The organism is Thalassobius sp. Cn5-15 (assembly GCF_022347685.1).
GTDB lineage: Bacteria > Pseudomonadota > Alphaproteobacteria > Rhodobacterales > Rhodobacteraceae > Thalassobius.
The window spans coordinates 478,917-497,049 of sequence record NZ_JAKRGF010000001.1 but is presented as its reverse complement, the minus strand read 5'-3'; the positions used below and the strand labels follow the sequence as shown (position 1 = coordinate 497,049).

The 18,133-nt window shown below is 59.6% G+C and carries 15 protein-coding genes; 7 read left to right on the top strand and 8 right to left on the bottom strand.

Annotated elements, in window-relative coordinates; all coding sequences use genetic code 11:
- Positions 1-71 precede the first annotated feature (71 nt).
- From MHM86_RS02335 to MHM86_RS02325, 3 genes are all read right to left on the bottom strand, one after another.
- Complete coding sequence (locus tag MHM86_RS02335; RefSeq protein ID WP_239195317.1) at positions 72-536, bottom strand: universal stress protein; 465 nt, start codon at positions 534-536, stop codon at positions 72-74.
- Positions 533-3,184: a TRAP transporter permease gene (locus MHM86_RS02330; RefSeq protein ID WP_370643994.1), complete on the bottom strand. Its 2,652-nt coding sequence runs from the start codon at positions 3,182-3,184 to the stop codon at positions 533-535. Before MHM86_RS02330 ends, MHM86_RS02335 begins: the two co-directional genes overlap by 4 nt.
- 82 nt (positions 3,185-3,266) lie before the next feature.
- On the bottom strand, positions 3,267-4,235 hold the full coding sequence (locus MHM86_RS02325; protein WP_239196878.1) for a TAXI family TRAP transporter solute-binding subunit: 969 nt from the start codon (positions 4,233-4,235) through the stop codon (positions 3,267-3,269).
- A gap of 228 nt (positions 4,236-4,463) precedes the next feature.
- On the opposite strand from MHM86_RS02325, the gene MHM86_RS02320 reads away from it, so the two are divergent.
- Together MHM86_RS02320 and MHM86_RS02315 are read left to right on the top strand one after the other, a co-directional pair.
- Positions 4,464-5,372: an ABC transporter substrate-binding protein gene (locus MHM86_RS02320; RefSeq protein WP_239195315.1), complete on the top strand. Its 909-nt coding sequence runs from the start codon at positions 4,464-4,466 to the stop codon at positions 5,370-5,372.
- Positions 5,373-5,383: 11 nt separating this feature from the next.
- The gene (locus tag MHM86_RS02315) at positions 5,384-8,146 is read left to right on the top strand and encodes an ATP-binding protein (RefSeq protein ID WP_239195313.1); all 2,763 of its coding nucleotides are present in this window, start codon (positions 5,384-5,386) and stop codon (positions 8,144-8,146) included.
- A 22-nt stretch (positions 8,147-8,168) separates the two neighbouring features.
- On the opposite strand, the gene MHM86_RS02310 is transcribed toward MHM86_RS02315, so the two are convergent.
- Positions 8,169-8,978, bottom strand: coding sequence for a response regulator (locus MHM86_RS02310; protein WP_239195311.1), 810 nt, complete (start codon positions 8,976-8,978; stop codon positions 8,169-8,171).
- Between the two features lie 151 nt (positions 8,979-9,129).
- Between MHM86_RS02310 and MHM86_RS02305 the strand changes: the two genes are divergently transcribed.
- Genes MHM86_RS02305 through MHM86_RS02285 form a run of 5 tightly spaced genes read left to right on the top strand, consistent with a single transcriptional unit; the run spans position 9,130 to position 14,492 of the window.
- The gene (locus MHM86_RS02305) at positions 9,130-10,380 is read left to right on the top strand and encodes a sarcosine oxidase subunit beta family protein (RefSeq protein WP_239195309.1); all 1,251 of its coding nucleotides are present in this window, start codon (positions 9,130-9,132) and stop codon (positions 10,378-10,380) included.
- Between the two features lie 18 nt (positions 10,381-10,398).
- A complete protein-coding gene (locus MHM86_RS02300) occupies positions 10,399-10,701 on the top strand; it encodes a hypothetical protein (protein WP_239195307.1) in 303 nt (100 codons plus the stop codon).
- Positions 10,695-10,994 carry a sarcosine oxidase subunit delta gene (locus MHM86_RS02295; RefSeq protein WP_239195299.1) on the top strand — a complete coding sequence of 100 codons (300 nt, stop codon included), beginning with the start codon at positions 10,695-10,697 and terminating at the stop codon, positions 10,992-10,994. Before MHM86_RS02300 ends, MHM86_RS02295 begins: the two co-directional genes overlap by 7 nt.
- Positions 10,991-13,939: a sarcosine oxidase subunit alpha family protein gene (locus tag MHM86_RS02290; RefSeq protein WP_239195297.1), complete on the top strand. Its 2,949-nt coding sequence runs from the start codon at positions 10,991-10,993 to the stop codon at positions 13,937-13,939. Before MHM86_RS02295 ends, MHM86_RS02290 begins: the two co-directional genes overlap by 4 nt.
- Positions 13,932-14,492 carry a sarcosine oxidase subunit gamma gene (locus MHM86_RS02285; protein WP_239195295.1) on the top strand — a complete coding sequence of 187 codons (561 nt, stop codon included), beginning with the start codon at positions 13,932-13,934 and terminating at the stop codon, positions 14,490-14,492. The genes MHM86_RS02290 and MHM86_RS02285 overlap by 8 nt, the downstream gene beginning before the upstream one ends.
- A gap of 471 nt (positions 14,493-14,963) precedes the next feature.
- Here the strand turns inward: MHM86_RS02285 and MHM86_RS02280 are convergent, their stop codons facing one another.
- From MHM86_RS02280 to MHM86_RS02265, 4 genes are read right to left on the bottom strand one after another with little or no spacing between them, the layout of a single operon-like run.
- Complete coding sequence (locus MHM86_RS02280) at positions 14,964-15,701, bottom strand: ABC transporter permease (RefSeq protein WP_239195293.1); 738 nt, start codon at positions 15,699-15,701, stop codon at positions 14,964-14,966.
- A complete protein-coding gene (locus tag MHM86_RS02275; RefSeq protein ID WP_239195291.1) occupies positions 15,698-16,474 on the bottom strand; it encodes an ABC transporter ATP-binding protein in 777 nt (258 codons plus the stop codon). Before MHM86_RS02275 ends, MHM86_RS02280 begins: the two co-directional genes overlap by 4 nt.
- Positions 16,471-17,184: a thiaminase II gene (gene tenA / locus MHM86_RS02270; RefSeq protein WP_239195289.1), complete on the bottom strand. Its 714-nt coding sequence runs from the start codon at positions 17,182-17,184 to the stop codon at positions 16,471-16,473. Before tenA ends, MHM86_RS02275 begins: the two co-directional genes overlap by 4 nt.
- The gene (locus MHM86_RS02265; RefSeq protein ID WP_239195286.1) at positions 17,181-18,116 is read right to left on the bottom strand and encodes an ABC transporter substrate-binding protein; all 936 of its coding nucleotides are present in this window, start codon (positions 18,114-18,116) and stop codon (positions 17,181-17,183) included. The genes tenA and MHM86_RS02265 overlap by 4 nt, the downstream gene beginning before the upstream one ends.
- Positions 18,117-18,133: the final 17 nt, after the last annotated feature.

The following is an 18,133-nucleotide window of genomic DNA, read 5'->3' as shown; positions in this document are numbered from 1 at the left end:
AGGGGGCGAAACGGCGACCGCCTGCCCCGTGGGGGCAGGCGGCATGTGTTTTGCTAATCATGGGGCGCCGTTCAGCGCACGATGTAGACCGAACAGGGCGCGTGACGCGCGATCTGGGCGGCGTTTGGGCCGATCAGGTAGTCGCGGAAATTGGGCTTGTGCGCGCCCACCACGATAATCTGTGCGTGCAGATCCTCGGCGGTGATCAGGATCTCCTCGTAGGTTTTGCCGACGCGGATCACATGTTTCACCTTATCGTCGCCGCCGATGGTGTCCTCGATGAATTTGTGCAGGGCAACACGGCTTTCTTCAACGATCTCATGGGTGTGATCATCGGAGAAGTAGGTGCTGACCATGCTCATCCGGAAATCGGGCAGCACGGTAACCACCGACAGACGGATCCCCTCCAGATCAGCCAGCTGGCGGGCCCGTTTCAGGACCGCCTTCTGCTCGTCGGGTTGGGTGAGGTCGATCGCTGCCAAAACAGTCGGCTTTTTGGGCGCCTTATTCATGTCGGTTTTCATACCCGTTTTCATGCCAGGGCCTCCTCAGGGTCGGTTTTCGCCTTGCGACGACGTTGGATGGCGAAAACGGCGCCAAGGATCAGCAGTGCTGGCAGGTAGAAGATTTCCTGCGGTGGGCGATCTGCCTCTACCTCTACCTCTACCTCGACCACTTGCCAGTCAAAGTCGATCTTCAGCTGTTCTGCCGGACCACCGAAGGTCATGTTGTCGACAAACAGCTGACCGTCTTCATCGCGGAACTCGATCCCTGCACTGTCCGTCAGACGGGTGACACCATCGCCACCGGCTGCGCCCAGTGGCAACAGATAGCGTGCATCCACCATGTCACCTTCGAGGTTTTCACCCGTCAGTCGCACGCGCAGGGCGCTGTTTTCAGGCGCTGCTGCGGCAAGGGTGTAAACCTCTGTCGCGGGGCGTGTTTCAAACTCATCCGCGATTTGGTTGAGGAAGAAGTCCGGCCTAAACAGGACGAACGCACAGAAGATCAGCGCGGCACTTTCCCACAGACGCGACCGGGTCTGGAAATATCCCATCGTGCCTGCCGCAAAGAGCAGCATCGCAATCAGCGCGGTGACAAAGACCACAATTGCCTGGAACGGTCCCACGTCGATCAGCAACAGATCGGTGTTGAAGATGAACAGGAACGGCAGCAGTGCGGTCCGGATCGAGTAGAAGAACGCCTGGAAGCCGGTGCGCAGGGGATCGCCTTTGGAAATCGCGGCGGCGGCGAAACTGGCCAGGCCGACGGGCGGGGTCACATCCGCCATGATACCAAAGTAGAAACAGAACATGTGCACGGCCACCAGAGGTACGATCAGACCATTCTGCGCGCCCAGTTCCACAACAACCCCCGCCATCAGCGAACTGACAACAATGTAGTTTGCCGTGGTCGGCAGGCCCATGCCCAGCACGATGGAGATCAGCGCGACGAAGAACAGCATTGCGAGCAGGTTACCGCCGGACAGGAATTCAACGAATTCGGCCATCACCTGACCGATACCGGTCAGCGTCACAGCGCCCACGATGATACCGGCCAGACCCATTGCAGCGGCGAGACCCACCATGTTGCGGGCACCGATGATCATGCCTTCGACAGTTTGCGACAGGCCGTGTGCGAAGGCTGCACTGACGCTGCCTTGCTTGCGGAAGAACGCCTTCAGAGGGTCTTGCGTCAGCAGGATCAGCAGCATGAACATCGACGACCAGAAGGCCGAGAGGCCGGGCGATTTACGCTCGATCATCAACAGGTACATCAGCAGCAGGATCGGCAGCAGGTAATGCAGACCGGTCTTCAGGATGGTACGGGCAGGTGGCAGGTGCAGCATCGAGTCGATGCTGGTTTCAAGATCAGGACGGCCAGCGGCGTATTTTACCGCCGCCACATAGGCGATCAGCAGACCAGCCACCAGAACCGGTGTTGCCAGCGGACCAATCACGTTGTTTGCCAGTGTCACGATCTGACCGGCCAGCCACAGCGTGCCGCCACCAATAACGATCGAGGTCGCCACGATGAAGATCGCGCCCAGCATGAACTTGACCGGGTGCATACGGCTGGAGCCTTTCATGCCCATCTTCAGCGCTTCGAGGTGCACGATGTAGACCAGCGCCATGTAGGAAATCGCGGCAGGCACGATGGCGGTTTTCACCACTTCAACGTATGAGATGCCGACATATTCGGTCATCAGGAAGGCCACAGCGCCCATCACCGGCGGGGTCAGAACCCCGTTGATCGACGACGATACTTCAACCGCGCCAGCCTTGGCAGGCGAGAAGCCGACCTTGCGCATCAGCGGGATGGTGAAGGTGCCGGTGGTCACAACGTTTGCAATCGCGGAGCCGGAAATCAGGCCGGTGGCTGCGGATGCGATGACCGCTGCTTTCGCGGGGCCGCCGCGCAGGTGGCCAAGGGCCGCGAACGCCAGTTGCAGGAAGTAGTTGCCTGCACCCGCCTGGTTCAGCAGGGCGCCGAACAGAACGAACAGGAACACAAAGCCAGACGACACGCCAAGGGCCACGCCAAACACACCTTCGGTGGTGAGCATCAGGTGGCTCATCGCCTTGTTAAAGGACGCGCCTTTCCACTGCACCATCTCTGGCAATCCGGACCAGGAGCCAAAGAAAACATAGGCGAGGAAGAAGATCGCAACCCCCATCAGCGGGAAGCCCAGCGAACGACGTGCTGCTTCCATCAGCAGCACGATTCCGATACCGGCCATGGCCAGATCCAGCGTGTTCGGCAGACCAGTACGGGCGGCCACATCGACGTAGTTCCACGCCAGATAGGACGAGGCAATAGCGCCCACAATGGCGGTGATCCACGTGGTCAACGGGATGTGATGGCGGGGGCTGGTGCGAAACGCGGGGAAGGCCACAAAGGCCAGAAAAACTGCAAAGCCAAGGTGGATCGCGCGGGTCTGGGTGTCATTCCACACACCAATACCCAGCGTGAACGGCAAAGGCGAAGCAATCCAGAGCTGATAGATCGACCACAACAGCGGTACAAACCACAAAACCTTGGCCGAGAACCAGTTGCGCGGTGTCCGCGCGCCGGTGTCGGATTCGGCGACGATGTCTTCCAGATCGGTGGCGTCCGTCAGATCACTGTGATCGGTCTGTCCTGTCTGGTCTGTTTGGTTGGATGAAGGTGTCGCTTGGCTCACGGATGTCCCCCTCAATGGCTAAGTCAGAATCAAGATGCCCCCACCCGGTTAGGATGGGGGCTGTTTTTAAGGGCGGGGTGGATTATTTCCAGCCGCGCTCTTGGTAGTACTTCAGAGCACCGGGGTGGATTTCGGCGGTCAGACCGTCGGATACCATTTCGGTTTCTTTCAGGTTTGCAAACGCGGGGTGCAGTTTGCGGAAGCCGTCGAAGTTTTCGAACACAGCTTTCACAACTTCGTAGGCAACTTCGTCCGATACGTCAGCGGAGGTGACGATGGTGGCTTTCGGGCCCCAGGACGGCAGGTCTTCTGCGTTGCCCGGGTACATGCCGCCGGGGATGGTGGCTGCAGCGTAGGCAGTGTTTTCGGCCAGCAGTTTGTCGATGCCTTCACCCGCCAGCGGGATGATTTTCACATCACAGGTCGAGGTGGCTTCTTGCGAAGAACCGTTGGGCAGGCCAGCGGCCCAGATGGTTGCGTCGATTTTGCCGTCGCACAGGGCTGCGGCCTGCTCGGAGGACTTCAGTTCAGCGGTCAGCGAGAACTGATCGGTGGTGATGCCTTCGTACTTCAGCAGGGTTTCTGCCAGAACGCGGGTGCCGGAACCGGGGTTTGCGATGTTGACGCGCTTGCCAACCAGATCTGCGGTGGTTTCGATGCCAGCGTCAGCGCGGGCCATCAGGTGCATCGGTTCGGGGTGAACCGAGAACAGCGAGCGCAGGCCTTCGTAGGGGCCGTCTTCTGCGAACTGCTCGGTGCCGTTGATCGACTTCACCTGAACGTCGGACTGAATAACGCCGAAGTCCAGCTCGCCTGCGCGGATGGTGCGGGCGTTGTATACGGAACCACCGGTCGATTCTACCGAACAACGAATGCCGTGTTCTTTGCGGCCTTTGTTGACCAGACGGCAGATTGCGCCGCCGGTGGGGTAATAAACGCCGGTTACGCCGCCGGTGCCGATGGTGACGAACTGCTGGTCAGCCGCGGCTGCAACGCCTGCAGACATGGACAGGGCCAGCAGGGCACCGGTGATTTTTTTGGTGTTGGACATATCTTCCTCCTGATTGATCCGGTGTGCCTCAGCACCCGCTGCCTCTGGGTGCGGGGGTGCTGTTTGCATCCGGTGTGCGTCAGGGGTAACAGGCAAGCCAGCCGGATTGGGAGAGACAAAAAATATCCGCTGGCACCGTAAATTTTTCGTCATCCTATGAAAAACCTCGGATGATTGCCTTGGCTTTGGTGGGGCGGATAGAGTTTTGTGATCAAGGACGCCATAAAGATGAAGACCCGCGATACAATGCAAAACTGGCTGAAAACCCGTGTAAAACCTGATCCAAGTGCGCCCTTCACGCGCCGTCGTGCGGTTTTGCGTGCGCTGATATCACTTCGCGCTGACACGCAAAAGGTGATGGTGGCCGCAACCCTGTGCGCCATAATTGCATCTGTAATACCCGCCACGGCTGTCCACGCCGAAGGCAACTGGACCCCCGTGCGACCCGCCGGTGCCTTCGCCGAAAGCTGGAATGTCGGCTCGATGGAGGAATTTGCCCCGTTTAACTATACTGTCGACGGTCGCTACAGCGGAATCGATGTCAAGATTCTGGATGAGGCCGCGGCCTCTATAGGGGTCGAACTGGTGCATAAACCCCTGCCGTGGAATCGCGTGATGCTGGATTTTCAGATGGGCAATCTGGAGGCGTTGTTTCAACTGGCCCCAACACCCGAACGATTTGAGAAGTGGTATATGGTTGGCCCGCTGCGGCGCACCCGCACAGTTTTTATGACCCGTCAGGACAGTCCGGTGAATGATGTGCGACGTCTGCGCGATCTGGATGATCTGGTTGTGGGCGTGGTGGGCGGTTTTACTTATGAGGACCGGTTTGACGCCAACGCCGATATTCATCGGGAGGAGTCTAAGGATGACTTCACCAATGTGCGCAAACTGCTGCTGGGGCGCTCTGACGTTATTGTCGGCGGTTACGCCACCCTCAGCCACATTGCGAATGAACTGAATGCCACCGACAAGTTGCGTTTTCTGCCTACGCCCCTGACCGAACAGGCGCGCTATATTGCCTTCCCGCGCGATGCTTTGGGGGATTATCAGGCACGGCGTTTGCAAAAAGCGCTGGATAAGATGCACACAACAGGCCGCATTCAGGAAATTGTGCAGCGCCATCTGGTGCAATAAGGGACGGCCTGATGATTGGTTTGCGTTTTCAAAGGTTGGGGATCACCCCGCGCATTGCAATTGCGGCGGGACTGATCGGGATTGTGTCTGGCGCGCTGCTGGGACTTGTGACGCTTTGGGCGGAGGCTTCACTGCGCATTGATACTGCGCGTGAGAACGCCGATCGCATTGTGCAGGCCACCTTGCCCCAGATCGAAAGTGCCTATTGGGAGGTGGACGTACCAGAGGCGCTGGCGATCATGCGCAGCCTGTTGCAGGACCCCATCATCACGAGTGCGCGGATTGAGGATCCGCTGCTGTCTGACAGCCTGCGTGAAAGCACCGGCCTCGATGATCTGTCGGTGGCGGTGCCTCGTCTGGCGCCGGTGCATCCGGTCAGCCAGTGGTTCGGTTACGGCGGTGAGGCGGGCGAAACCTCGCGCTTTGCCTTGCATAATCAACGTGATGGATCCGAAATCGGCGCATTGTTTGTCGATTACTCCTTCCGTGGCATTGGCAATGAAATGGCCGCCCGCAGTCTGTTTGTGCTGGGGGGCAGTATCTTGCAGACGCTTTTGGTGACAACGGCGATTTTCCTGTTGGTGCAGGTGATGGTGATCCGTCCTGTCGCGCGTCTACAGGCCGCTGCACTGCGTGTGCGGGAAGGGGATAAGTTTGAACTGGCCGCCCGCGATCACCGGATGTTTGACATGCGTCAGCGCGATGAAATCTCGCGTCTTGCCCGTGCCTTCCGCCGTACAGTGAATGAACTGGAAGACAGCCGCGACAATCTACAGATGATCGTCGAGGCGCGGACGCAGGAACTGGTTGATGCGCGCAATGATGCCGTAGAGGCCTCGCAGGCGAAATCCATTTTCCTCGCCAATATGAGTCATGAGCTGCGCACGCCGATGAACGCAATTATCGGGTTATCAGAGGTGCTCTTGCGCGAAGACTACACCGAACGCAGTCGCCGCCATGTGTCCGATATGCGCGCCGCCGCAACCCATCTGTCGCAAAACATCAACGCGGTGCTGGATCTGTCCAAGATTGAGGCTGGCGAGATGAAACTGGAACAGGTTTGGCTACCACTTGACGATTTGCTGGATTCGATTGTGATGCAGACCCGGGCGTTGATCGGGGAAAAACCTGTGCAGCTCGGTTGGGACTACGGTGTGGGTTTGCCGGGCCAGATTTGCGCTGATCCGGTGCGCGTGCGACAGGTGCTGATGAATTTCACCTCCAACGCGGTAAAATTCACCGATGCGGGCCGGGTTTCCTTTGAGGTGCAGGCCGTGGCGGCGGCAGAGCCGGGGGAAACCGTGCTGACCTTCCACGTGCGTGACTGCGGTATCGGTATTGCGCCCGATCAGCTAGAGGCGATCTTCCGCCCCTTCGGTCAGGCCGATACCTCGACCACGCGGCGCTATGGTGGCACCGGTCTGGGTCTGTCGATTGCGCAACGTCTTGCGGAACAGATGGGGGGGCAGTTGTCGGTGGACAGCACTGCCGGCGTGGGGGCCTGTTTCAGCTTTGCCCTCACCGTGCCCAGCCGCCCCCATGAGGTGGCAATTGCTGAACAGGATCTGTCGATCCTTGATGGCGGCGGCCCGGTTGATGCGTTGGCGGCGATGGCCGGGCGTCTGGGGCATGCGGTGCGCGATGATAGCAAGGGCCCACAGGTGCAGGTCAGTGCCACACGTGTTGTTTTTCAGGCTGCCACCCATGATCAGCGGGTCGGAATTGATTTGCCGATCACCTTTGGTGAGTTCCGCGAGGCGCTTTGGGCGCTGACGCTGGACCATGAGGTTGAGGCTGCACGCCCGCTTCCGTTGGCAGGGCGTGATATTCTGGTGGTTGAGGACACGCGCATTAACCTGTCGGTCTTTGTTTCGCTGATCGAGGGGATGGGCGCTGCGGTGCGCTCCGCCCGCAATGGCGCAGAAGCGGTGCAACAGGTGGCGCAGCAGATGCCGGATCTGGTGTTGATGGATCTGCATATGCCAGTTATGGACGGCCATCGCGCGCTGGCGCAAATGCAACAGGATCACGGTGCAGCATTGGTGCCGGTGGTGGCGACTTCGGCCAATGCAACACCCGAAGAACATGATCGCTGCGCCACCGCAGGATTTGCCGCCTTTTTGCCAAAACCTGTTGAGCCGGATGATCTGCAAGCCTGCCTTGAGGCGAACCTGCCAACACCGCGCGCCGCCATTTTGGCAGCCGCCAGCGCCGCTGCGGATGCCGAGGCAACAGAGGTCGCAGACACCGTCAGTGAGGTTGCTGTTCTGGACCGTGATCGTGGACTGGTCTTGGCAGGCGGCAATGCAGACCTTTATCGTCGCAATCTGGCGCGGTTCCAGCGACAGCTGACCGATTGGCATCTGGCGCTGACGGACCCCGATGAGGCGCCACAGGATCTGGGACAGATCCTGCATGTGATGAAGGGGGCGGCTGCCACAGTCGGCGCCACTGCGCTGGCCACTCAGGTCAAAGAGGTGGAGGAGGGCATGCGCCCTGCCATCTATCTGATCGCCACGATTGAAGCGCTGTTGCCCGAGGTCCGCGCAGAGGGGCCACTGCCCGCGGCAGAAGCAGGGTCAGAGGCGTCGCTGAAATCGGTTCTGGCACTGGTACAGGCCAATGACATGGCCGCTTTGGACGAGCTGGGCAAACTGCCAAAGTCAGAGTTGAGTGCTGAGCAGGCGACAGTGATCCTCCTGGCGCTGGAGCAGTTGGAGTTTGCCTCCGCCAAGCGATTGATCAAATCGGCAATGAAGCAAGCGCAGACATAGGAATGCGTCCCAAGTTGTTTATTTAGCTTCGAAAACCTTCGATGTCGCGGGCCAGCCGCGTCAGAAGTTCTTCGGCTTTTTGCAGGCGATCCGCGCGAGCGCTGAGCAGCATTTCTAAGGCGGCGTGCGACCGACGCAGGTCAATATGAGTGCCGATCCGCGCCTTCAGCACTGCGGGCACCACAGGTCGGGTGATGAAATCACAGGCCCCCAGGCTGAGGCCTTGAGTTTCATCACCGGGATCATCCAGGCTGGTGACGAAAATCACCGGCACCTCCGCCAGACTGGCGGTGGCCTTGATTTGGCGGCAGGTCTCGTAGCCGTCCATGTCGGGCATCTGAATGTCCAGCAGGATCAGGTCCACGCTTTCGCGCGCCAGATAGGACAGGGCGGCCTTGCCTGATGTCTGGGCGATCACCCGGTACTGATCGCGCAGAAGGCCGTTCAGGTGATGAATATTTTCGGCGCTGTCGTCGATGATCAAGAGGGTTGGCAGATCTTCAGCCTCCAGCGGCGCCTCTGCGGTGTCTGTCGCCTCTACTGCGGCTGTGCTGTCACCGGTCAGTTCCTGCGCTGCTGCCGCAATGGCCCAGAGGTTCGGGGACACGGTGGCAAAAAACTGTGTTCCCAGCGCGCCCATCGCGGCGGTGTTGGCGTCACGTTCAAACAGCTTCACCCCCAGATGGGTTTCCAGCGCGCGGATCTGACGGCTGACCGCCTCGCGAGAGACGTTCAACTCTTCGGCGGCAGTGGTGAAAGAGCCAAGCCGCGCCGCTGCTTCAAATGCGACAAGAGAGGTCAGCGGCGGTAATTTGCGTTTGAGGTGTTTCATGGCCCTTTTCTGAAGGAAAACGCCCATCCACCGCAAGAGGGGGAATGCACAAAGCGTCGATCTGTCGGAAATGGATCAGTGGCTGACTATAATGCGCCTGTGCAAGCCCCTGCAAATCCCCGACCTTTGAGATGAAACGAATGAGGATGCCATGCGCTACAGCGGTTTTCGTGTGATCAAAGAGGCCCTGACAGGCCACAAGGGCTGGACGCCCCATTGGCGTGATGTTGCGCCGAAATCCAACTATGATGTTGTTATCATCGGTGGCGGTGGCCACGGGTTGGCAACGGCGTACTATCTGGCCAAAGAGTTTGGCGGCAAGCGAATTGCGGTTCTGGAAAAGGGTTGGGTCGGCGGCGGCAACGTCGGGCGGAACACCACCATCGTGCGGTCAAACTACATGCTGGACGGCAATGAACCGTTCTATGAGTTTTCGATGAAGCTGTGGGAAGGGCTGGAGCAGGAGCTGAACTATAACGCGATGGTCAGCCAGCGCGGGATCCTGAACCTTTATCACACCGATGGGCAGCGCGATGCGTTTCGTCGTCGCGGCAATGCGATGATCCTAAATGGATCGGACGCGGAACTGCTGGATGCAGATGGCGTGCGATCGATGTATCCGTTCCTGAATTTCGACAACGCCCGTTTCCCGATCAAGGGCGGATTGCTGCACCGTCGCGGCGGTACCGTGCGCCATGATGCGGAGGCCTGGGGCTACGCGCGTGGCGCGGACAGTCACGGCGTCGATATCATCCAGAACTGCGAAGTGACCGGTTTCCGCATTGAAAACGGCAAGGTCCTGGGGGTGGAGACCACCCGCGGCTATATCGGCGCGGGCAAGGTGGCGTCCTCTGTTGCTGGCTCTTCCAGCCGCGTGATGGGGCTGGCGGGCATGCGGCTGCCGATTGAGAGCCATGTGTTGCAGGCCTTCGTCTCCGAGGGGTTGAAGCCGACCATTCGCGGTGTGATTACCTATGGCGCGGGCCATTTCTATTGCAGCCAGTCGGACAAGGGCGGTCTGGTCTTTGGTGGCGACATCGATGGCTACAACTCTTACGCCCAGCGCGGCAACCTGCCGGTGGTTGAGGATGTGGTCGAAAGTGGTGTCTCACTGATCCCCGCCCTTGGCCGTGTGCGGCTGCTGCGCAGCTGGGGTGGCATTATGGATATGTCGATGGACGGCTCTCCCTTTATCGACAAAACCCCTATCGACGGCCTCTATTTCAACGGTGGTTGGTGCTATGGCGGGTTCAAGGCAACACCGGCTGCAGGTTGGTGTCTGGCGCATCTTTTGGCCACTGATCGCCCCCATGAAACCGCAACCGCTTATCGTCTGGACCGGTTCCGCACCGGCCGCATGATCGATGAAAAAGGCATGGGCGCACAGCCCAACCTGCACTGAGCTTTGGGACCGAAACCTATGATTAATACAGTCACCCATGACCTGATCGCACCTTGGCACCTTGGCTTTGCCGCCACTGATAATGCCGAGGGCAGCCTGAATCTGCCGCCCAAAGGTTTTTTTGTGCTGCAGGACGACACCACCATCAGTTTTGCTGAAATGCGCTCCCCCGAAAGGCTGATCAAAGTCACGAGTGGCAAGCCCCCGGTGACACTCACTTATGATGTGGGCCTCAGCAGTGAGGATCTGTGCACCAAATTGGCCCGACGCCTACGCGACATTTCACTTGGTCGTAAACAAAAGGAGCTGCAGCTATGCTGATCAATCACCCGTTGCTTGGCCCTCGCGATGCGTCCGAGTTTACGTACCTTGGCGATGCCAACCTGCTGAACCGTCCTGACTGGCAGGGCGAAAATGCGGTGGAGGCGTTTCACGACTACCTTTACCTGCGCGACAACCCGGCTGGTCTGCACCGTGAATTGTGGTTTCACGAACAGGGCGACCGGTCGTGGCTGGTCGTGACTCGCAACACCCTGACGCATGAGATTCTGGGTGTTGAAATGGCCCGCGATGTGGCGCGAAATAACAAACGATTTGAAGGGGATGCGCAATGAGCGTGAACCGACTTCACGGTGGTCTGGTCGACCACGAAACGGCTGTTAATTTCAGCTTTAACGGCAAAGACTATCAGGGGCAGGTGGGTGATACGCTGGCCTCGGCCCTGATGGCCAACGGCGTGCGTCTGATGGGCCGGTCGTTCAAATACCACCGTCCGCGTGGCGTGATGACAGCAGGGTCTGAAGAGCCGAACGCGCTGGTCGAAGTACGGACTGGTGGCCGACAGGAACCTAACACACGCGCTACCACGGTAGAGTTGTTTGATGGGCTGACTGCCCGTAGTCAGAACCATATCGGGTCGCTGAAATACGACCTCCTGGCGGTGAATGATCTGTTTCCTGCGTTTCTGAGCGCAGGGTTCTACTACAAGACCTTCATGTGGCCGCGTGCCTTCTGGGAAAAACTCTATGAACCCGCGATCCGCCGTGCGGCGGGGCTGGGCTCGGTGTCGTTTGAGGATGATCCGGATGTCTATGACAAGGGGTTTCTGCACTGTGACCTCTTGGTAATTGGCGCGGGCCCTGCGGGCCTCATGGCGGCGCTGACAGCGGGGCGTGCAGGCGCGCGGGTCATTCTGGCCGAAGAGGACTTCTTGCTGGGGGGGCGTCTGATCGCCGAAACCAATTGTGTGGGAGAGCTGTCTGGGGCGGAGTGGACCGCCGCGATGCAGGCAGAGCTGGCATCGATGGACACTGTGCGCATCATGCCACGCACCACCGTGTTTGGTGCCTATGACCACGGTGTTTATGGCGCGGTAGAACGTGTGTCTGACCATCTGGCGGTCCCGGAGGCGGGCAAGCCGCGTCAGATTTTGTGGCGGGTCTATTGCAAACGCGCCATCGTCTGCGCCGGTGCGCTGGAACGGCCCATTGCCTTTCAAAACAACGACCGCCCGGGCGTGATCATGGCAGGTGCCGTGCGGGCCTACGCCAACCGCTGGGCTGCGACACCTGCGCAAGAGGTGGTGGTGTTCGCCAACAGTGATGAGGGCCACCAGACCGCCAAGGATCTGATCGCCAAAGGATTGTGCGTCCCTGCGGTCATTGACACCCGCGCGGATGCGCCGGATATGGCGGGCATCGAGGTGTTGAAAGGCGCGCAGATCATCAACACCAAGGGCTGTCATGGCGTCACTGCGGTAAAGGTACGTCTGGCAAGCGGCCAGACCCGCACGATCAAATGTGGAGCGGTGGCAAATTCGGGCGGTTGGAACCCCAACCTTGGCCTCACCTGCCACCAGCGTGGCCGTCCGGTCTGGGATGAGGCCATCCATGCCTTTGTTCCGGGCAGTGATCTGCCTGTGGGCCAATCGGTCGCCGGTGCCGCCAATGGTGTGATGAGTACGCATGGCGCGCTGGCAACCGGCGTTGCTGCGGCCATGGCCGCGCTCGGCGATCTGGGCATCACGGCCGCTGCGCCCGATCTGCCGGAGGCAGAGGATGGTCCTGTCACCCTGTCGCCCTTCTGGCATGTGGCAGGCGCTAAACGCGCTTGGGTCGATTTCCAGAACGACGTGACAGTGAAGGACGTGAAGCTGGCGCATCAAGAGGGCTTCCGCTCGGTCGAGCATTTGAAACGCTACACCACGCTGGGCATGGCCACCGATCAGGGCAAGACATCGAACGTCACCGGCCTGGCCGTTATGGCCGAAATGACCGGCAAGCTGATCCCCGAAACCGGCACCACCATCTTCCGCCCGCCTTATGTGCCGGTGGCGATGGGCACGCTGGCGGGCCGGTCTGTTGGCAAGGCGTTTCACCCAACCCGCCTGACCCCCAGCCACCATTGGGCGGCAGAGCAGGGCGCGCAATTTGTCGAGGTCGGCAATTGGCTGCGCGCTCAGTATTTCCCCAAAAAAGGCGACACCGATTGGCGTCAGACCGTCGAGCGCGAAGTGCTCTCGACCCGTGCCTCCGTTGGGGTGTGTGATGTGACCACCTTGGGCAAGATCGACGTGCAAGGCACTGATGCGGCAGAGTTTCTCAATAAGATCTATGCAAACGGCTTCGCCAAATTGGCAGTGGGCAAGGTGCGCTATGGCGTGATGCTGCGCGAAGATGGCATTGCCTATGACGACGGCACCGCCGCCCGTCTGGCAGAGAAACATTTTGTTGTCACCACCACGACCGCCAACGCGGTCACCGTTTACCGCAATATGGAATTTGCCCGGCAGTGCTTGTTCCCCGATATGGATGTGCAGCTGATTTCCACCACCGAGGCGTGGGCGCAATATGCGGTTGCAGGCCCCAATGCCCGCAAGTTGTTGCGGAAACTGGTCGATGCAGGTCACGACATCAGCAATGAGGCCTTTCCCTTCATGGCCTGTGGGGAGATCACGATCTGTGGCGGTCTGCGGGCACGGTTGTTCCGTATCTCTTTCTCGGGTGAACTTGCCTATGAAATCGCCGTACCCACCCGTTATGGCGATGCGCTGATGCGCCGCTTGATGGAGGAGGGTGAAGAGTTCAACGTTACCCCCTACGGCACCGAAGCGCTGGGTGTGATGCGGATTGAAAAAGGCCACGCGGTTGCGGCAGAGCTGAACGGAACCACCACTGCTGCCAACCTCGGTATGGGGCGGATGGTGTCGAAGAGCAAAGACAGCATTGGGTCCACCCTGTCGGAACGTGACGGGCTGAATGATGCAGACGATCTGCGTCTGGTCGGCCTGAAACCAGTTCACACCGGTGAGGTTGTGGCAGGGGCACATCTGATGAACGCCACGGGTCCAATTGATGCCAAACACGATCAGGGCTACGTCACTTCGGCAGCCTATTCACCCAGCCTTGAGACCTCAGTCGGGCTGGGATTCCTTAGAGATGGCGGCAATCGCATGGGGGAGACCCTGCGCATGGTGAACCCGCTGGAAGACCAGGACGTGCTGGTCGAAGTTGTCTCTGCCCATTTTGTTGATCCTGAAGGAGGGCGTCTGCGTGCCTGACCTGAAACCTCTCACCGCCCTTGGTGCTGCTGCGCCGCGTGTCGATATCATTGGCGCATTGACCATTGCTGAGACACCGAACGTTGCGCTTGCCTCCCTCGCTGCGCGTAAGGGGCAGGGTGATGCTGTTGTCGAAGTGGTGAAAGCCGGCCTTGCCCTTGACCTGCCCGCTGCGGGGCGCAGCGTTGCCAATACCAGCCACCGGATCTGGTGGACCGGGCCGGAGCAATGGATGGTTGAGGCAGATTTCACTGTCTGTGAATTGCTGGCCGAGGCGTTGAAATCTATCGTCGGGGCCACAGGGTCGGTCACGGAACAAACCGACGGTTGGTGCCGTTTTGATGTCACCGGCGATACTGTTGTGGCGCTGTTTGAACGGCTCTGCGCTGTTGATGTGGCGATGATGGCGGTTGGTGATGCCACCCGTACCAGCATGCACCACATCGGTTGTTTCCTGATCCGCACAGATGAAGGGGTCATTGTGATCGGTCCGCGTGCCTCTGCCGGGTCACTGCATCATGCCTTGGTTGAGATAGCGGGCGCAATCGCGTGAACCACAAGAAAGACGCGTGTCCAACAGGCAGTACGGGTGAGCGTCACTGCCTGTTTATCTATGGGGGCAGGTCTGTCGCTGGCGGATATGAGCCTCTTGAACTGGTCCGGCGCACTAGGATGGAAAACAAGATCAAGCTTTCGCATCTGCGCCAGTATACTGCAAAGCGGCTCTTCTCATGAGGTGGCAGTACGGTGCGTGCTTCGGTCAGATGGAGGGGTTTGTCGATTAGGATGTCTCTGAAAACCAGGCAGCGGCTTTTGCGATTCTGGATCCGTCTCAGCGTGAAGATGGCGGCTGTGATCCGCAGGCGCTGTTCAACGTCACCTTGGATGGCGCAGCGATTGCAGCAGCAGATGTGATGCTGGCGATCATGCAACTGGGCGATTGATCAGGCGAAGCGGCTGTTTCCCAGTCGGGGGGGATATAAAAAGGGATATGGAGGGCGGACAGTATTCGTTTGGATCACACTCAGACCTTGCTACGTCTTTCCAGACGGCGGGTCAGGAGCACCACAGTAATATGCAGCAGTACCGAAAAAACACCCAGTGTCAGCATCGCGGCAAACATAAGATCGGTCTTGGCCCGCCCGTTGGCCAATAGCATCAGATAGCCAAGGCCGCGTGACGCGCCGACCCATTCTCCGATCACTGCACCGATAGGGGCGTAGACTGCGGCTAGCCGCAGACCAGAAGCCAGCGAAGGCAGCGCGGCAGGCACGCGGATGTGCCACAGGATCCGCGCTGGACTGGCCTGCATGGTGCGCGCCAGATCCAGATAGCCCTGAGGTGTGCGCATCAGCCCATCAAAAAAGGCCGAGGTGACAGGGAAATAGATGATCAGCACGGCCATAAACACCTTGGACCACAGGCCAAAGCCCAGCCAAAGGGTCAGGATCGGTGCTAAGGCAAAGACAGGCAGTGCCTGTGTGAACACAAGGATCGGCTGCACCAATACGCGCGCCATGCGTGAGGTGGCCAGCTGGATTGCTGTGACAACGCCCAGTGCCGATCCGATCACCAGACCGATCAACACCTCCAGCGCGGTGATCATTGTGTGTTCGGCAATCACCCAGCGGTGGTGCCACCATGTTTCTGCGACCAGCGCAGGGCCGGGCAGGATGAACCGCGGTAGCCCAGTTGCGCTAACGATGGCCTGCCAGATGCACAGGGCAAAGAGGGTGGCGGCGAGGGCGGGAAGGGCCTTCATGATGTGCTCCTCTCCTGCGATGTGTCCTCACGCAAATGACGCAGCAGCGCGGCCTGACATTCCAGTGTTTCCAGATCATCAATAGGGCGCGGAATGGCGCTGGCGGGGTGGGGAAAATTCTGTAGGCCTGCGGGGGTCATCACCACGATGGCCTGGCCCAGACGCGCGGCCTCTGCCGGATCATGGGTGACGATCAGCACTGTTTTATCCGCCAGCAGTTCCACCGCCAGATCCTGCATCGCGGCGCGGGTCTGGGCGTCGAGCGCTGAAAACGGCTCATCCAGCAGGATGATGGGTTTGTCTTCCATCAGGGTGCGGGCAAGGGCGACGCGCTGGCGCTGACCGCCGGACAATTCATCCGGTTTTTTTGTGGCATGATCGCTGAGGCCAACCCGCTCAAGGATCCGCGCCAGACGGTCCTGGTCCGCCACCTGTCCGCGCAGGCGCGATCCCAGCAAGACGTTTTGCGCCACGCTGGCCCAAGGCAGAAGCAGATCATCCTGTGCCATATAGGCGACGCGGTCGGCTACGGGGACCGCATCACTGGCCCTGATTTCTCCTTGAAAATCGGCGCCAGTGGCAAGGCCGCAGATCAGCCGCAACAGCGTGGACTTTCCCACGCCTGACCCGCCTAACAGACAGGTCCAGCGCCCGGCATCCAGCCTGAGGGTCAGCGGCGCAAACAGCGGCGCGTCATTGATTGACGCGTTGCCCGTTACCGTGACCGCGGGGGCTGTTGGCTTTGCAGCGGGGATGCCGGATGCTTTGGTCATTTGGAGGCGTCCGCAGGTGAATCGGACGTCAGGTCGGGCGTTAAGCCCATCTGCCAGAACTGCACCTCCAGCTCGGTCGCGGTGCGGAATGTGTCGCACAGCCGGGCCCAGCGGGGGGAGGATGCGTAATCATTGCCCAACCGGTGGATCAAGGCGTTTTCCAGCATCTCGGCCACCGCCTCGCAGGCGCCTTGATACTCCGCACCGCCATATGTGGCGATCCAGTCGCCGTAGCTGTCAGAGCTGTTATCGTCCAGCAGACGCGCGCCAATTTCGCCGTAACCCAACACACAAGGCGCTAATGCCGCCAACAGGTCGAGCAGATCGCCGCTATAGCCTGCCTCCAGCACAAAGCGGGTATAAGCGAGGTTTTCCGCACGTTCTCTGGTCGCAAACAGCTCTTCCTGAGAGATGCCTGCCGCCTCGCAGATGCCGATGTGCAGCTTCATTTCCTCAGCCACCAGCGCGTTCACTGTGCCCACAGCGGTCAGCATTTCCTCATGGGTCTGCGATTTCACCACGGCCAGCGCCCAGGCGCGGGAGAAGTGGACGAGGAACACATAGTCCTGACGCAGATAATGCAGAAACGCCTCACGCGGCAGGGTGCCATCACGCAGACCTTCGACGAAGGCATGGCGGGTATAATCCCCCCATGCCTTGCCAGCGTGATCGCGCATCAGCGCGAAGGCTTTACCGTAATTGACGGTCATTTCGCAGTCACGTCGATGGTGATGGCCTCAACCGGGTTCAGGCTGTCGATCATGCCGCTGTCCTTCAGGAAGGTTTCAAAGCGGGCGTAGCGGCCAGCGTCAAAACCAGCAGGACGTAGGGCGAAGCGGGGCAGGGTGTCGGCCCATGCACGTTTGTTCAGCTCATCCTGCAATTCGGGCGACGTGGCGGAGAAAATCTCCCAGCTTTTCTGCGGGTTGTTAACGATGTACTGGGTCGCTTTTTCGGTGGCGGCAAGGAAGCGTTCCACCTTGTCGGCATCCATACGGTCGGGGTTGGCAACATAGATCAGCTCATCATAAGACGGCACGCCTTCCTCTTCGATATAGAAGCAGCGGCCAGCCACACCTTCGATGTCCATCTGGTTCAGCTCGAAGTTACGGAAGGCACCGATGACAGCATCCACCTGACCGGACATCAGCGAGGGCGAGAGGGAGAAGTTTACGTTGATCATCTCAATGTCATCAACCGATACACCGTGGTTGCCCAGAACCGCGCCCAGAACCGCCTCTTCGACGCCCGCGACGGAGAAGCCGACCTTTTTACCCTTCAGATCCGCAGGGGTGGCGATGGGGCCATCTTCCAGAACCAGCAGGCAGTTCAGCGGGGTGGCAACCAGCGTGCCAACGCGTTTCAGCGGCAGGCCTTCGTGGATCTGCAGGTGCAGCTGCGGCTGGTAGGATACGGCCAGATCGGCCTGACCGGCGGCAACCAGACGCGGCGGCGCGGACGGATCGGCCGGTGGCACGATGTCCACCTCAAGGCCCTGTTCGGCGAAATACCCGTTTTCCTCGGCGATGATGATCGGGCCGTGATCGGGGTTGACGAACCAGTCCAGCAGGACGGTCATTTTATCGGCGGCAAAGGCCGGGCTGGCGGCCATCAGTGCGGCAGCGGTGAGAAGATGTTTCATGGCGTTTCCTTTTCCTG

Bases quoted from the DNA above. Each gene is read 5' to 3' on its own strand.
- MHM86_RS02335 (WP_239195317.1), bottom strand. From the start codon at position 536: ATGAAAACGGGTATGAAAACCGACATGAATAAGGCGCCCAAAAAGCCG.
- MHM86_RS02325 (WP_239196878.1), bottom strand. From the start codon at position 4,235: ATGTCCAACACCAAAAAAATCACCGGTGCCCTGCTGGCCCTGTCCATG.
- MHM86_RS02320 (WP_239195315.1), top strand. From the start codon at position 4,464: ATGAAGACCCGCGATACAATGCAAAACTGGCTGAAAACCCGTGTAAAA.
- MHM86_RS02315 (WP_239195313.1), top strand. From the start codon at position 5,384: ATGATTGGTTTGCGTTTTCAAAGGTTGGGGATCACCCCGCGCATTGCA.
- MHM86_RS02310 (WP_239195311.1), bottom strand. From the start codon at position 8,978: ATGAAACACCTCAAACGCAAATTACCGCCGCTGACCTCTCTTGTCGCA.
- MHM86_RS02305 (WP_239195309.1), top strand. From the start codon at position 9,130: ATGCGCTACAGCGGTTTTCGTGTGATCAAAGAGGCCCTGACAGGCCAC.
- MHM86_RS02300 (WP_239195307.1), top strand. From the start codon at position 10,399: ATGATTAATACAGTCACCCATGACCTGATCGCACCTTGGCACCTTGGC.
- MHM86_RS02295 (WP_239195299.1), top strand. From the start codon at position 10,695: ATGCTGATCAATCACCCGTTGCTTGGCCCTCGCGATGCGTCCGAGTTT.
- MHM86_RS02290 (WP_239195297.1), top strand. From the start codon at position 10,991: ATGAGCGTGAACCGACTTCACGGTGGTCTGGTCGACCACGAAACGGCT.
- MHM86_RS02280 (WP_239195293.1), bottom strand. From the start codon at position 15,701: ATGAAGGCCCTTCCCGCCCTCGCCGCCACCCTCTTTGCCCTGTGCATC.
- MHM86_RS02275 (WP_239195291.1), bottom strand. From the start codon at position 16,474: ATGACCAAAGCATCCGGCATCCCCGCTGCAAAGCCAACAGCCCCCGCG.
- tenA (WP_239195289.1), bottom strand. From the start codon at position 17,184: ATGACCGTCAATTACGGTAAAGCCTTCGCGCTGATGCGCGATCACGCT.
- MHM86_RS02265 (WP_239195286.1), bottom strand. From the start codon at position 18,116: ATGAAACATCTTCTCACCGCTGCCGCACTGATGGCCGCCAGCCCGGCC.